This is a genomic window from Myxococcus qinghaiensis, from assembly GCF_024198215.1.
GTDB lineage: Bacteria > Myxococcota > Myxococcia > Myxococcales > Myxococcaceae > Myxococcus > Myxococcus qinghaiensis.
The window spans coordinates 36,453-52,018 of record NZ_JAKCFA010000003.1; the positions used below are offsets into that span (position 1 = coordinate 36,453).

General features: G+C 68.4%; 9 protein-coding genes. 4 read left to right on the forward strand and 5 right to left on the reverse strand.

What is annotated here, in order from left to right; all coding sequences use genetic code 11:
- The first annotated feature begins 38 nt into the window (after positions 1-38).
- The 3 genes from LZ199_RS46640 (at position 39) to LZ199_RS05295 (ending at position 2,807) form a co-directional block, all read left to right on the forward strand.
- Positions 39-524, forward strand: coding sequence for a hypothetical protein (locus LZ199_RS46640; protein WP_323389240.1), 486 nt, complete (start codon positions 39-41; stop codon positions 522-524).
- Positions 525-533: 9 nt separating this feature from the next.
- Positions 534-1,409 (forward strand): helix-turn-helix transcriptional regulator, encoded by an 876-nt coding sequence (locus tag LZ199_RS05290; RefSeq protein WP_253992550.1) that lies wholly within the window; start codon positions 534-536, stop codon positions 1,407-1,409.
- A 141-nt stretch (positions 1,410-1,550) separates the two neighbouring features.
- Positions 1,551-2,807, forward strand: coding sequence for a S1 family peptidase (locus LZ199_RS05295; protein WP_253992551.1), 1,257 nt, complete (start codon positions 1,551-1,553; stop codon positions 2,805-2,807).
- Between the two features lie 57 nt (positions 2,808-2,864).
- Here LZ199_RS05295 and LZ199_RS05300 read toward each other — a convergent pair whose 3' ends face one another.
- The 4 genes from LZ199_RS05300 to LZ199_RS05315 all read right to left on the reverse strand — a co-directional run bounded on the left by LZ199_RS05300 (position 2,865) and on the right by LZ199_RS05315 (position 11,417).
- Entirely contained in the window at positions 2,865-4,112 is a 1,248-nt protein-coding gene (locus LZ199_RS05300) for a hypothetical protein (RefSeq protein ID WP_253992552.1), read from the reverse strand.
- Between the two features lie 136 nt (positions 4,113-4,248).
- A complete protein-coding gene (locus LZ199_RS05305; protein WP_253992553.1) occupies positions 4,249-6,606 on the reverse strand; it encodes a hypothetical protein in 2,358 nt (785 codons plus the stop codon).
- A 333-nt stretch (positions 6,607-6,939) separates the two neighbouring features.
- Positions 6,940-10,167 carry a phospholipase D-like domain-containing protein gene (locus LZ199_RS05310; RefSeq protein WP_253992554.1) on the reverse strand — a complete coding sequence of 1,076 codons (3,228 nt, stop codon included), beginning with the start codon at positions 10,165-10,167 and terminating at the stop codon, positions 6,940-6,942.
- On the reverse strand, positions 10,164-11,417 hold the full coding sequence (locus LZ199_RS05315; protein WP_253992555.1) for a Tat pathway signal protein: 1,254 nt from the start codon (positions 11,415-11,417) through the stop codon (positions 10,164-10,166). Before LZ199_RS05315 ends, LZ199_RS05310 begins: the two co-directional genes overlap by 4 nt.
- A gap of 476 nt (positions 11,418-11,893) precedes the next feature.
- Here LZ199_RS05315 and LZ199_RS05320 point away from each other — a divergent pair, with 476 nt between their 5' ends.
- On the forward strand, positions 11,894-13,108 hold the full coding sequence (locus LZ199_RS05320) for a fibro-slime domain-containing protein (protein WP_253992556.1): 1,215 nt from the start codon (positions 11,894-11,896) through the stop codon (positions 13,106-13,108).
- On the opposite strand, the gene LZ199_RS05325 is transcribed toward LZ199_RS05320, so the two are convergent.
- The gene (locus LZ199_RS05325; protein WP_253992557.1) at positions 13,069-15,507 is read right to left on the reverse strand and encodes a YfhO family protein; all 2,439 of its coding nucleotides are present in this window, start codon (positions 15,505-15,507) and stop codon (positions 13,069-13,071) included. The two genes, LZ199_RS05320 and LZ199_RS05325, sit on opposite strands and share 40 nt — an antisense overlap.
- Positions 15,508-15,566: the final 59 nt, after the last annotated feature.

Consider the following 15,566-nt stretch of genomic DNA (forward strand, 5'->3'; position numbering starts at 1 on the left):
TCTTCTTCACCCTCGGCGCGCTGCTCTGGGCGGCGACCATGCTCATCGCGCCGCACCGATGGCCTGACCCTCCCTTTCCAGTCTTCACCACTCCGCCGCTGGCGCTGTTCGTGTTCAAGGTCTGCAAGGGCCTCTTCCTCTACCGCCGCGCGGTCGGGGTCACCTTCAAGGACGCCCTGGCCGGGCTGGCCTTGTCTCACACCGTGGCCAAGGCGGTGCTGTACGGCGTCTTCAACAGCGACCTTCCGTTCTTCCGCACACCGAAGAACTCAGACAGACATCGCCTGCGGGTGGCGCTCTCCGAGGCTCGCGAGGAGCTGTTCATCATGCTCCTGCTATGGGGCGCGGCAGGCGGAATCTATCGCGTCTACGGCCTGCCCGACCTGGACATGCGCTTCTGGGTGACCCTCCTGTTGGTGCAATCCTTGCCCTATCTGGCCTCGGTCATCATGGCCCTGCTGTCGAGCATGGGCCGCAAGCAGCAGGTCCGGGAGGTCGCGCTCCCCGCGGTGCTGTCGGAGTAGCATCGGTCCATGACGCGAAACCTTGGGACTGTCGCAGGGCTCCCCGAGCGCGCCCCCGGCTACCACGTGCTGGGAGAGGGCGACGCCTTCGACGTCAGCGACTGCGTCTGCCAGGCGGGCGCGTGCAGTCCGGTCTTCGGAGGTGAGCACACGCGAGTCTGCGTCAGCGTCGTGCTGTCCGGCGTGTTCCATGTCCGAGGTCCGGAGGGAGACGCATTGGCGGGGCCGGGCGCGCTGGTGCTCGGAAACCGCGAGGCGCCCTATGAGTTCCGACATGTCGACGACGGGGGTGACCGCTCGCTCGTCATCGAGTGCTCCGACGCGCTGCTGGACCAGGCGCTGCGCTCGCTGGGGTGCGCCGCGCGGGACACGCGCCCCTTCGAGCGGACGTGTGTCCCCGCCTCACTCGCCTCGCTGGAGGCGGTCCTCATGGCGCGACAGGCGCTCGAGCAGGGCGACGCGGAGCACCTTCGCGAGGCGGTGCTGGGGGTGGTGGACGCGGCGCTGAGGCTCGGCGGTGAGCGCGCGGACGTGCGAGTGGAGCACTCCGACCGACAGGCCCGGAGGGTGGCTCGCGTGCTGCGCTATCTTGAGTCCCACATCGCGGAGGACTGCTCGCTGGAGACCCTGGCGGGCATCGCGGGACTGACGAGCTTCCACTTCCTGCGCGTGTTCCGGGCGATGACCGGACAGACGCCAAGACAGCTCGTCATCGCCACGCGCCTTCGCCTGGCGGCGGCTTCACTCAGCACCAATCGAACACGCGTCACAGACGTCGCATTGGAGTCCGGCTTCGGTGACCTGTCTCACTTCACGACGAGCTTCACGCGAGCGTTCGGTGTCTCTCCACACGCCTACCGGATGCGCACGCGTGGACGAAAATGAACGCTCCGACGAAGTTCCTGAAATCCACGAAATACAGCTTCAAGTCCTTTGCATGAAGTGCTGGAGTGCCGGCCCGCAGGGCTCGGCACAAGTCAGCCGCGACTGGCCGGGCAACACCCGTTGTCGTGGGGGACGAACGTCATGCGCAAGCAAGCGATTCTTCGTGTCGTGGTGGGGAGTGCCTCGCTGTGTCTGGGAGGCTGGAGTGGAGCGGCGTGGGCTGGTGGGCCCGCTCAGGGCTCCGTGGGAATGCTCGTGGAGCCAGCCACCGGAGCCCCGCGCTCCCGGACGCTGGATGAAGCGCTGCTCGAGGTGGAGCGCGAGGCTCCGGGCTTCGGCGGCATGTATCACGATGAGAAGGGGCGGCTCGTGGTGCGCCTGGTGAATGCCACCGCGGCGCCGGCCGCGCGCCGTGCCATCGCCGCCGTGTTCGGCGAGGACAAGCTTCCCTCGGCGGGCGTGGTGACGGAGCCCGCCACGTGGACGTTCTCCCAGCTCAAGTCACTTCAGGAGCGGCTCACGCCAGAGGTGCTCGCGCTTCCAGGCACCGTCTTCACGGACGTGGACGAGAAGTCGAACCGGGTGGCCATCGGCGTCGAGCGCTCCGAGGCGCGGGCCACCGTCGAGCGGGCCATCGCTCGCCTGGCATTGGCCCGGGACGCGGTGGACATCATCGAGATGGGGCCCATCCGTCCCGCCACTGTGCAGAGCGGATGGACGCCGGTGGGAGGCGGACTTCAGATAGAGACGCCGGGCAAGTACTGCACGCTCGGCTTCCCAGCGCTCCAGGGCGGGACGCTGGGCTTCGTGACCAACTCGCACTGCACCACGGTCCAGGGAGGGGTGGAGTCGACGCCCGCGTATCAGGCGGTGGCGCCGTGGCAGGTGGGGACGGAGACGACGGACCCCGGCTACGCCACGGGAGGAAGCTGCCCGGCGGGGCGCGTCTGCCGCTCGAGCGACAGCGCCTTCTTCCGCGCGGACGCAGCCATTGGCACCTACGTCGTCCAGACGCCGGGGGCGTTCAACCTGAACATCTCCGCCTGGTGGGACGTGACGGGAAAGGTGCTGTACCCCTCGCAGGGGCAGGTGGTGTTCAAGACGGGCCGCACCACGGGCACCACCAACGGCACCATCGAATGGGCATGCGCCACGGTGAACTCGGGTGGGACGCCACAGACGTACTACTGCAACTACATCGCGACCAGCCCCACGCAGAACGGCGCTGGCGGTGACAGTGGCTCTCCCGTGTACTTCCTCACCGGCAACGGGGTGACGCTGACGGGCCTGATGTGGGGCGCGGGCTCCAGCCCGTGGAACTTCGGCTTCTCGCCCCTGGGCGGCGTGCAGGCCGAGCTGGGCGTCGTCCCGTATTGCCAGGGCGGCGTGGGCTGCTGAGCGCGGCGCCCCAGGGAGACAAGCTGGGAGGGCGGTGAAGCGCCCTCCCAGCGCAGTTCAGCAGTCCCGGGCGTAGTCCTGCTCGAACACCAGGACGCCGCGCGACTGCGGGAAGTAGATGACATACAGCTCCCAGACCATGCAGGCGTCCGGCCACATCTCCCGGCTGTAGTGCCAGCCCGTCACCTGCACCGCTTCCGAGCCGTTGCTGTACTCCTGCCCCAGGCCCGGGTGCAGCGACGACAGGCGCGAGAGCAGGCGCGTCTGCGCGAACTGCGTGTACGTCGTATTCGCCAGCCGCGCGCCGAACAGCGCGTTGCTCTGCTCCGTCAGGGAGACCGCCTCGGCGACCTTGTCCAGGCTCGCGGGCGTCGAGTGGCTCCAGGGGAAGGAGTAGCCACGCAGCTCGCCGTAGCACGCGCTGGAGGTGCCGCAGGCCGCGTTGGCCGCTGACAACGCGGACTGCAGGCTCGCGCTCACGGGCCGCGAGCTCAACGACACGGAATAGAGCCCGTAGGCGACCGAGTAGTCGGACACGCAGACCGGCCACATCCGCTGCGTCCACGTGGCCTCACCACCCGCGCACCAGACGGGCCTGGACGGAGCCGACGGGGCACAGCTGCTCCCATAGACGACCTTCGCGTCATCCGCCCCGAAGCACCGGGAGAAGGCCTCGTTGACGGGCACGCCCTCCGCGTCCCAGTGGGACATGCAGTCCTCGACGGAGGGCCCTACCCGGGCGCTGTCACACGTGGCGTAGACGGACGGGGCCACCGGCTCGCAGTCGCCGCTGAGACAGTCGAGCTGGAGGCGGAAGCGCTTGCCCGCGCCCTCACCGCTGCTGACGACGACGAGGTACTCGCCGCCCTGCGCGAAGGTGACGGAGGCCGCCTTGCTGAGCTGGCCATAGCCCGCGTCGTCGTCCTGGGCTCGCACGGCGGTGCCGTAGCTGCCGCTGGCATTCTTGGGGCCGTACACGAAGAGCCCCGTGTCCAGCCCCATGCTGCTGCCCAGGTGTGTCACCTCCAGCTTCGCGCTGGAGCCGGCCGCGACGTTGATGGCGAAGGAGTAGTACTGGAGCGCCGTGGTGAAGGACGTCTGCACCGAGCCCGGGAGGGCCACGCTGCCCAGGTACGTGGTGCTGTCCAGGATGTTGCCGCTGGGAGGCGGGGGCGGCGGGAAGAGCACGCCCTGCTCCACGGTGTCGACGGCGGACGGCGCATCAGCCGCGGGGAGGTCGGAGGGACCGCAGGCGGCCAGCAGGAAGGCGGGAAACCACCGGAGGGACTTGAGGGAACAGAGCATCGCGGACGGCCTCGTGGAATGGGGAATGGCACACCCCTCTTCGCCGCCACCACCCTCCCCGCCCGGGTGAGCCGCGCGGAGCATAGTCGCGCGCGGCTCGGCTACCCCAGGACTTCCCAGGTCCTGGCCCAGGAACTCAAGGCGTGGGCTTCAGCGCCTTGCGCTCCTTCACGCACACCTGGACCAGCTCGACCATGCTCATGCTGGCGCCGCCGATGTCGAACTTCTGATTCTTGAACTCGGGATATCGGTTCTCCAGGATGCGCCCCTCGGCGATGCACTCGTTGAGCTGCGTGAGGGCATCCGTCTTGTTCCCCTTGGAGAGGAGCGCCTTCGCCGAGTCGTACGCCTTCCGCTGGCCTTCCTGGAAGCGCAGCTGCACGTCGGCCCGCGTCTGCGGCTCCCGCAGCGACTCCGCCTTCTGGGCGCACTGCGCCATCACCTCCTGCGGCGGGGTGGGGATACCCCCCACGAGCACGTCGACCGCGGCGAGGCCGGCGTTCTCCTTCACCATCCGGGCGCCGTCCTCCTGGCAGGCCTTGAGCTTCTCCAGCGCGCTCCCGTACAGCTCCCGCCGCTTGCGCAGGTCCGCGGAGGAAGCGGCCGCCTCCGACGCCTTGCCGGCGACGACCAGGGCCTCACCGGTCAGCCGGCGCAACGCCCGCGCCTGCTTCGCGAACTCGAGCGCCTCGACCAGCTTCAGCCACTCGGCGCGCGCCCGCTCCGCCGCCGACGCGTAGCCCGCGTCCTGCCGCTCCAGCTCCGCGTGCGCCTCGAACATCTGCATGACCTCGTCCACGCCCTTGGAGGCGGTCTCCACGTCGCTGTCGGTCGACGAGATTCCCTTCGCGGCCTCCAGCTTCTCCTTGGTCATGGCCATCCGGGAGGCGAGCTGGACGCGGGCGTCCGCGGCGGCCAGGACAATCTTCCGCCGGTTGATGCGGTCGCTCAGCTCCGCCATCCGCTCCTTCGTCTCCTTGGCGTACACCGCGTAGTCGCGGTCCTTCTTCACGAAGGGGGCGCCCACCTCCAGCACCGCGCCAATCTGCTTGACCGCGTTCTCCGCCTCCTGGAGCAGCGCCGGCGAGGGCGCCTCCTTCTGAATCTGCTGGACGAGCGCCGCCGCGTTCTTGCGCGCCTCGTCGACCTTCACGCGCTGCTGCGTCAGGTCGACCTCGTACCGACGCCGCTCCAGCGTCGCCCGCCCGTCCTTGAGCAGCTGACGCGCTTCGACGGCGGTGGGGCTGACGGCGGGGTTCTTCGCGTGAACCGTCTCCAGCGTCTTCTCCAGGACGACCAGCGCCGTCTTCGCCTCCTCGAACTGCTCGGGCGTCACGGCCCGCTTCTCGACGTTGCGCAGGGCCTGCGTGACTTCGGCGCGAGCCGCATCCAAGCCGCGGACCTGGAGGGCCACCTCCACCTCGACGAGCGAGTTCTTCACCTCGGCGAGGTACTGGGCAATCGCCTGGCTCCTCGCCGCCTGCGGGTCGTACTTCTCCACCAGCTTGCGCACGACGAACGCCGCGGTCTTCGCCTCGGAGAGCTGCTCGGGCGTGGGCCTCCTCGCCCGGAGCGCCTTGGCGGCGGCGACGAGCTCGTCATGGGCGGGCCCCATCTCCACCTTGATTCGCGAGACGCCCGCCTGCACCACCAGCTCCTCCATCCGGCGCTTGGCCTGGGTGACCTCGGCTCGGGCCTTGTCCGCCTCCGCGCGGTACGCCTTGTCTTTCGCCTCCAGCGGCGTGCCCTCCTCCAACTGCTTCTGCAGCGCCGCCGTCGCCTTGTCGGTGGCGCCGAACTTCTCGTCCGACCAGGCCTTGTTCACCTCGGTGAGCGCGGTGGACAGGGCCTTGCGGCGCTCATCCAGGAGCCCCCGCTGCTTCTGTGCCGACACCTGCAGCCACCGCTCGTCGAGCGTCTTCTCGTGACGGGCGATGGTCGCGTCGACCTCGGTGAGGTACGCGGCGAACTTCGGGTCCTGGTTCTTCAGGGGCCGGCCCTCCTCCGTCAGCTTCTTGAGCCCCTCCAATTCGGCGCGGGCATCGTCCACGGCCTTGGCGCCAGGGTCCCCGCTTCCGAGCTTCGTCATGCGCTCGTTCAGGGGCGCGAGCGCGGCATCGATGCGTCGGCGGAACTCGTGGATGTGGACCTTCGCCCGGCGCTCATCGACGTACTCGCGGTCCGTCCGGAACTGCTTGCGCGCGGCCAGGACGCTCTTGGCGTACTCCAGGTCCTCCGTCTCGAAGCTCGCGCCCGCGCTGAGCGCGTCCTTCAGCGCTTCCACGGCCACGAGCGCGGCGTCGAGGTCGGCACCGCGCGGAGGGTCTTGCTCGATGCGCTGAACAGCCGCCGTGAGGGCCGCGCGAGCAGTCGCCAATCGCTTCGAGGCCTCCTCGATGGACTTGGCGGCGCCAGGCTCTGGAGCCGCGGCGAAAGCCTCCGTGGAGGCGAAGACGAAGAACCCGATCAACACCAGCGCTGAAGTACGTACCATTCAGGCCAACCTACTACAGCGAGGCGGTGGGAGCCTCGGCATAGTGTCCGCGTCCCCGGTGCCGGGAGATGTCACCAGGCGACCTTCCGGTGGCCTGGGAGAAGCGCCAGGTCGCCTGGACGCCTGAGGAACCCGCGCACGCCGAGATACGCACCCGAAGGAGCCTGGGGCCGCGTCCAGGTCCACACCCCGCTGCCCCCGCTCCGGCGTCACCGCATTCGGAACAGGCTGGAAAAATCTCGCGGCGCTTCCACCGCCCAGGAGCGCTCCAAGGTCGCGAGTGATTGCGCGCTGAGGCCTCGCACCCCTCGCGTGTCGAACAAGCCCCGGGCGTCAGAGCATGACGAAGTCGTCCTCGTCCTCGCTCACGACGGCCTTGTCCTTGCTCTTGGGGGCTTCCGAGCTCCCTCCGCTCGTCACCACCGTGGGTGGGGGCACTTCGGGGCGGGGCAAGACGCCGCTGGACGGAGCGAGCGGCCCGGGCACCAGGACGAAGTCATCGTCGTCCCTGTTCAAGTCATCCAGGACCCGTTGATGCTCCGCGCGGAGCGCTATCGCCGCCTGGCGAGGGCCCGCCTCGGCGCGGGGCAAGGCGCCGTCCGACTCGACGAGCCTCCTGGCCAGATGGACGACCCAGGGCCCACAACTGTGTTGTCCGCCCTTCGCGCTCCCGGAGACGTCATCCTGATAGCGGATGAGGCAACGCTCCACCAGCAGGTCCGGGAAGGGGCGCCGCAACGTGCCGAGCATGGTCGGCTCGGCGGCCGGAGCGAGCGGGTCGATGTAGAGCACGCGCGCCTGGCCCCTGCGCCCGCCCGTGGGAGGAGCCACCTTGATGAACATGAGCCCCCAGTGGTTGCCGCCGACGTTGTAGGGCTGGACGATGGTGCGGGGCGGGCTGTCGGCGACCAGGCCTCTCAAGGCATCGTCATACGCGTTGGGTGCGATGCGATTGAGCAGGTAGATGTTGATGCCAGGGAGCACGACCACGTTCGGCGCCCGGCCGATGTAGTGCTCCATGAGCCTGAGAATCTGGCGGTCCGTGTAGAAGTGAGACCCCTCTATCTTGTCGCCGTTGGAATCGGGATCGACAGACGAGCTCGAGGCCTGTGAGGAAGAAGGTGCCTGGCCCGTCCCTCCCGAGGAGGTCGAGGTCGACGGAGGAGGCGTCGTCACGGAGGTCGACGAGCTCGAGGCCTCCGCTTTCTTCGCCGCGGCCGCTCTCGCCGCCGCCGCTTCCTCGGCGAGCCGTTGCCGCTCCAACACGCCCTTGCGCGCATTCTCCGCATCCAGCCTGAGAATCTCGGCGAGGTCCACCGGCGCGCGCAGGTCGACTCGCGAGACCTTGCCCGCGTTGGCTGGGTTCATGAGCGGCGGAGATGCACTCACCGCCCCCTGAGCCCCCTGAGGGCTCCCGAACGAAGCGCTGCGGAAAGGCGAGTTATGACGGACCGACCCCAGGCCGGACGGAAAGGGCATCTCCCTCCTGCCGCCAAAGAACTCCGGGCGCGAAATCGGACTGCCATGGCCAGCGGAGCCCAGCTTCCTGCTCAGCGGGAGGTCCGAGATGCGCCCCTTTCCAAGCCCCGGCAGGCTGGACGACGAGGGAGTGGCCTTCTCCGAAGTCGACTTGCAGCCACCCGCGCAGCGGGGATTGACGCAATGCTGCCCCGAGTAGTGCCACAGCGGCGTCCAGTACGTCCGGAGCAGGTCCCCTACCGCGGACGCCCCCTCCACCAGGTAGTTGAACTCGGAGAGGAAGCCTGGATAGAGATTGTCGGAGCCGACGACATACGACGCGTCGTCGACAATCATGATTTTGGAGTGATTGCCCGGCGCGGACGGAACCTTGGGGAAGACGGCGCCGCTGGCCTTCTTGACGGACTCCACCGCGCTTCCGATGACACCCTTGCTCGGCGGGTCCTCCACCAGCGAGGTCTGCTTCAAGGTCGCCGTGAACCCTTCTGGCGTGAGGTCGGGCCAGAAGTACGTGTCACCCTCCCGGGTCTTATCCTTCGGGACGTCCGTGAAATAGAAGGGGGCGATGTGCAGCCGCTCCAAGGCACGCACCCGGACGTCGGCGTCCGGCAGGAGGGCGTCGGAGTCGACGGCGTGCGACATGTAATATTGGAACAACTCGAACGTGCGGGACGCACCCGAGCCGAACGAATACTGGTCTCCCTCCGCACCCGCCCCCGCGTCCAGGGGCGAGACCACGACCTGGACCTCCAGCTTCGGATTGGCGAGCAGCGCCTCCATGATCCAATGGCAGACGACGTGCGAGGACCACTTCTTCTTCCACGCGCTCACCAGGTCCATCTGCGACAACCGGAGGAGGGTCTTCGCGCCCTTGATCAACTCCTCCTTCATCAGCTCGGACGCCTTCTGGTAGTTCCGCTCCATGTCGGGTCCATTCCAGTACTTCCCGATGGACAGGACCCGCGTCGCCTTCCTGTACTCTCCGAGCCCCCCGTAGGTGCTGTATTGCTTGTCCTTGAAGACAGGAGTTCTCAGGTCCTCGAAGGTCTGGAGGTCTTCCGCGCGGATGGCCTCCGCGGTCATGTCCCCAATCCCGACCGAGTCCTCGAAGATGGGGGCCATGACCTCCAGGCCGGGGCGAGGGAGGCGCGGGGAGCCCTCCGCCAGGCTGCTGCCGTCATGAAGCCGCGCGAAGCCCTTGTAACACTCGACGCGGTAGTCGCTGGCCTCCCGCGAGGCCAGCGGATTCTCCGGCCTGCGCGTCACCGCGTCATCGTCGTCGCCGTTCTTCCACGACAGCGTATCCTTGTCGATGTCCAGGAACTCCTTGGCCAGCACATCCTTCCTGCATTCCCACATCTGGTCCAGGAAGCGCTGCGAGCCCAGGGCCGCCTCTCCATGCATGACGACAGACACGTCGTGCACGGGCGGATAGCTGGTGAACAGGTCCATGTTGAGGTTGTGCCCACCGACCAGGGCCTCGGTGCCATCCGAGGCGACGATTTTCGAGTGATTCCACGTCATCTTCGTGAACTCGTCATCGCCCTCCAGGCCCATCCAGCTGGGAAGGACCGAGGCCACCCGGGCGGTGAGCCCCGCCATGAGCCCTTCCTGGAGCCGGAAGAACTTCCCCATCCAGATTTCAGGCGGCAGCTCCCAGGCGCCGGCCCCCATGCGCGCCCTCACCAGGCGAATCAGCGCGCCCTGGAAATCGACGAGGTTGGGAGACGTGCCGTCCTTGAAAATCATCGGCGTCTGCCCGAAGAGGAACCTGAACTGCGTGCGGTGCTTCCTGTCCTGCTTCGCGCTCAGCGCGACATCCATGGCCCCCAGAATCACCTTGGCCCAGGCGGGGTCCGGGCTGTTGAGGGAGGCGATATCGCAGCGATACTTCGACTTCTGGATGATTTCGACGAGGGCTCTTTCGAAGTCCTTGGTGCGCTTCCTGGCCGCCGGCATGATTTCGGGGCCGAAGGGCTGCCCCCAGATGCGGGGCGTATCCATGATTCGCACATAGCTCGCCCCGCTCAGGTGCGTGAAGTAGCGGGGATGCACCCTGGCAAGCACCCGGTCGATGCTCACAGGAAACTCCATTCCACCCACCCGCCACCGGACTGCTCGATGGTGCAGGGATAGGCCAGGTTGTAGGGGGGCGTCCCCACCACATCCTCGAGGTAGTAGCGGTCCCAGGTGTTCCGTCCCAGGATGGATGAGACGCGCCGCACGGTGGGCCTCGCCGTCATCCGGGACGTCCGGGCCTCGCCACCCGCCAGGGCATCGAAATGGGTGTGCGCCGTATGGATTTGCTTTCTCAGGTGTCTGGCGTTCTCCCGGACGCGGCAGCGCGTGCGAAAGACGGTGTCCCATTGGGTCAGGTAGGCCCTGGCCAGCTTGTAGACGAGCTTGGGGACCGCGGCGACCTCGTCCTTGACCTTGGTCGCATCGTACAGGGCGTCAGAGGTGTAGTTGCCCGCGACGGTGCCATGCCCGCCCCGACACGCGTAGAGCGTGTAGCCCTCCGGCTGCGGGAGGTCGCTGCGCACCAGGGGGTCCGCCAGCTGGCTGTTGTCCGCGAGCGTCAGATAGCTCCCTCCCACGCCCCGGCTCTCGATTTCCGCGTGGGCGCGCTGTTTCGTCATCCGGGCATTGGGCCGCGGAACCAGCGCGCTGAACCCGGTGGTCAGGTGGTCCCAGGCGTAGACGCCGACGTAGTTGACGACGTTGGGCGGCAACTGGGTCTGGATTCCGTACCACTCACCCGGCCCCGGAACCGGGTCGATGGCGAAGATGTTGACGGGGATGTTCCGGACAGCGGGGCCCCCATAGGCATACAGAAACCAGGCGGCCATGATGGACTCGACCGCGCCGCGGCTGTGCCCGAGGAAGTTGTATTGCTCCGCCTTGCTGGCCGCCGCGAGACTCGCGCCGTGCAGCGCGAGCGCGCCATCCGCCCAACCCAGCAACTGCCCGGTCTGGGTCCGTTGATTGCCTTCCGAGTAGGTCCGGGCGGACGCGCGCAGCTCCCCGGGGGCATTGCTCAGGCTGCTGTCCAGGGCGTCGCAGAGGTCCACCTGGTTGTACCAGTCATTCTCACCGACACCTCGCACGGTGACACTGCTCTTCGTGTCGCGAAGGCCGGTGGAGATCTCCGTGTGGAGCCGCACCGGGATGTAGCCCGTCTCCCTCACGTAGATGTTCTTGTCACTGTTGAGCCACTGCTTCTCCTTGCCCAGGAAGCCGAGGATTTTGTAGTCCCAGAAGCGGGTCTCCTCGCCTTCGTCACGTGAGCAGCCGGTTCCACAGAAACTCACGGTGTAGACATCTTTCGGCATGCCAGTTTCATCCCGGTGGAAGGGGTTTCCTGCACGGACGCGAGCGCTCGGCACCTGGGGCGCGGCCATGGGGGGACAGCCCGCGGAGGGTTGTTCCGCGTTTCACATTCCGTGCCGTGCACACGACAAGGCGCCACCTCGCGAGGGCGACAGTCGGAGCCCGGAGGGAGCGGATCAACCGAAGGCGTGACGGAGGGTCGACCGGGACCATGGGCCCTGGGTGGAAGCCGTGCTGCGTACCGTTGAGACGCAGCCGCGTCCTCCCAGACCGCACGAGCATGGCGCGAAGGACGGCCTTCGGCGCTGACGAAGCGGGAGTGAACCGACGTGGAACCCTCTCGTCATCATGTGCGTCGAAGCGGAGAAATCATCGGTCAGTCGCGCCGGACCTCAGGCCTGGCCCCCAACAACCCCTCACCGACTCCCGCTGTCTGGAGCCCCTCTTCGTCCCCTCATCACGCACGTCCCTGCTCCCCATGCCCATCATCCCTCATGCGCCTTCGCGTCCACTGAGCACGTTGCTCGCCACCCTGTTCCTCTCCCTGGCCGCCTGCGGAGACAACACTCCCTCCGAGGACGACCCGCCTCGCGCCCCCGGGAGGTCCACGTCTGGTGCGGACGCGGGCACGGTGGCCAGCGCGGCCTTCGACGGTGGCAGCACCAGCATCTGCGGCGATGCCTTCCTGGAGGACGACGAGGCGTGTGACGACGGCAACCACGACACGGGGGACGGTTGCTCGCCGCTGTGCACGAAGGAGCCCCAGTGCACCAACGGCGTCTGTGCCTCCATTTGCGGCGACGGAGTGATGCTGCCTGGCAGCACGGCCGAGGCCTGTGACGACGGCAACACGGTCGCCAATGACGGGTGTTCACCGACGTGCCAGCTCGAGCCGGGCTTCGCCTGTCAGACGCTCAATCAGATGCCGCTCTCCATCCCCGTCGTCTCCCGCGACTTCCGAGGCCGTGACCTGCCGCCCCTGGGCGCCCTGCCGGCGGGGCACGTCGACTTCCAGAACGTGACCCAGCTCGGCTCGGAGAAGGGCATTGTGCAGAGCACGCTGAATGCGCTCGGCAAGCCGGCCTATGCGAAGACGGGCCTGCCCACCAATACGACGAGCAACGCCGCGAATTTCGCCCAGTGGTATCTCGACACGGACCTGGTGAACAAGCCCGTGGTCGGGACGCTGAACTTCATCCGGTATCCGAGTGGCGAGCACATCTTCCACGCACCCAACTTCTTCCCGGCGGACAACCTGGGCTGGGTCGCCGCCGGCGCGGAGGCGCACCGCACCTACGGCATGGATGCCCCCCCGCCGGGGCACAACTACAGCTTCACCACCGAGACGCGGTTCTGGTTCGAGTACAAGGGCACCGAGCGCTTCACCTTCCAGGGCGATGACGACGTCTGGGTATTCATCAACCGCCGCCTCGCCGTCGACATGGGTGGGCTCCACGCCACGGAGTCGAACTCCCTCATCCTGGACGCCGCCCTGGCCTTCAATCTGGGGCTGACGCCGGGGGGTATCTATGAGGTCGCGGTGTTCCATGCGGAGCGCAGGGCCGCCCGCTCCTGGTACCACATCTACATGCGCAACTTCGGCGTCCGCAGCTCCGTGTGCGTCCCCATTCCGGCTGCGGGCGCATCGAGGCCTCAAGCCTCGGAAGGCGCCGGAGCACGGTCGCCGCGTTGATTCATGGGCGTGACGGCGTGGACGCGTCGCCGACGCCAGCCCTCGGTCAGGGCCAGCCCCAGGAGCGTCACAGCGGCGAGCATGAGCCCGGGCAGGACACCGGGGGCGCGATAGCGCAGCTCGATGCGGTGGTGGCCTTGGGGCACGCCGACGGCGCGCACGGCCACGTTCGCGGGCAGCAGCTGCGCGGGCTCACCATCCAGGCTCGCGGTCCATCCCGCCTGCCACGCATCGTTGACGACGAGCACCGCGTCTGCGGACGACTCGACATCCACGAGGAGGTGCTCGGGCGTCTCATGCGCCAGGGCGACACGCCCTGTCAGCGGCTGCGCGCCCGACGTGGGGAGGGGAGCCGCTCCGCACTCCACCGCTGCCTGGGCCGCCGTCCTGAAGGCCGCGGTTCGCAGGAGCCCGAGCGCGGCGGTCTCGTCCGGCACGCAATGAGGCTTCGCCAGGAACAACCTGGGCAGGGCATCGGCGTGCTCGACGAGCAGCAGCTCGAACACGTCATCGCGCGCCACCACGCGGCCCGGCTTGGGCGCCAGTGCCTCGTAGGCCGTTGGCGTATACGCGCTGAACCGCACCCCATAGAGGGGCTGCGACTCCGTGAAGAAGCCAGGGTGTTGGACCTGGAGCCGCTGCAAGCGCGAGCTCGCGGCGGGCAGATACGCATCCGCCGCGCCGATGCCCCACAGCGCGGGAGTGTCCGGCATCAACGAGGCCCTCGCCATCAAGGCCACGCTGTCCTGGAACTCGAAGCCCTCGAAGCGGGGCAAGCGGAAGCGCTGGATGCGGGACGCGACCCGGGGCGAGGACGCTCCCGTCCTCGAGGCCCACTCGCGCACCGTGTCGACGAACACGGGAGGGCTGTCCAGCAGCTCCTCGGAGCCGAGGATGTAGAGCGGCTCGTTCAGCGTGAACGCCGCGCCCAGCTGCAGCGCCATCAACATGCCTGCCCGGTACCACGAGCCCGCGAGCCCCGGCAGCACCAGGGCACAGCCCAGCGCGACTCCCGCCGCGATGAAGGCCGCGCCGCTGAACGCATGCGACAGCGTGGCCAGCGTCTCGGGAGGCACCCGTGGCCAGCGCCCGAGCACGAACGCGTGGGACCACATCGCCCCCAGACGCTCCGCCAGGGCCACGGCGAGGAGGCCCGCGGAAATCGTCCCCGCCGCGAGAGCCGCCCAGCGCGCTCGCTCCCTGGACGACACCAGGGCCTTCCATCCGAAGCCCGCGAGCACCGCGAGGCCCCACGTCAGGTGCACCACGAGCTTCTCGGGGTAGCGGAACGGCCGCCACAAAGGGAGGGCCTCGTAGAGCCATCCGTAGACGGGCAAGGCGGACCCGAGCGCCAGGGCGAGCACCACGCCCCAGACGACCGCGAACGGCGCCCAGCGCTTCCATGGAAGGAAGCGCAGCCCCGTCACCGCGAGCACCAGCACTGGCACGCCGATGAGCGCCGAGTCCGTCCACAGCGTGGAGAAGCCGCCCGTCGACAGCAGCGGTTTCACCCACTCCTCGGGGACAGCGCGCTCGACGGTGGGATTGGCGAGGTACGGCCCCAGGAGGAACTCCGGCAGGCGCCACGGGTCCAGGGACCAGCGCTGCGCGTCCTCGAGCGAGCTCGCGCCTGGAGCGCCGCGTGCGAACACCGCCAGGCCCGCGAACAGCTGCGGCGCGGCCAGTCCCGCGCCCAGGGCCACGAGCCCCAGCGCACGCAGCACGCGGGGGCCTCGTGCCTCGGGGCTCGTCACCGCGAGCAGCAGCACGAAGGCGTTCGCGAACGCATAGCTCCAGGTGTCACCCGCCAGCAGCACGCTGGCGAGCCCCAGCGCGGCGACGGCGGCGCGCCCTGGCGTGGCGGCTCGCAGGAAGCGCTCGGCGGCCCAGAGCGCGGCGGGCAAGGTGGCACCGGCCATGAGGTAGGCCAGGCTGTTGGTGAGCGACACCATGTGCCCGCTGAACGCGAAGGCCAGTCCCGCGAAGAACGCCCCGCTTCGTGGCACGTCATACAGGCGCAAGAGGGCGAAGGTGCCGAGCAGGGCCAGGGGCGGGCACGCCAGCACCGCGAGCTTCATCGCCACGCCCGTGGAGAACAGCAGCCCCAACACCTGCGACAGATGAAAGGGGGCGGACAGCATGATGCCCGCGAACGACTGCCCCAGCCCGTCGAAGGGATACCAGCCCGGAAAGTCGCCTTCGGACACGCGCTGCGCCCAGTAGCGCCGCAAGGGCGCGTAGACCAGGAGCATGTCTCGCGCGATGAAGACGTCCGCGCTGAAGACGGCTCGGTAGAAGAACAGGCAGGTGAGGCCCAACGCTCCGCCCACCACGGCCCAGGGCCCGCGCGGAATCGAGACTCGGACTCCGGCGCGCTCCAGTGATGCGGGGGGAACCATCCAAAGCGGGATTGTTCCCGGTCATGCCTCCCGCGTCCAGCCGCGAGTACCCCCTTCGC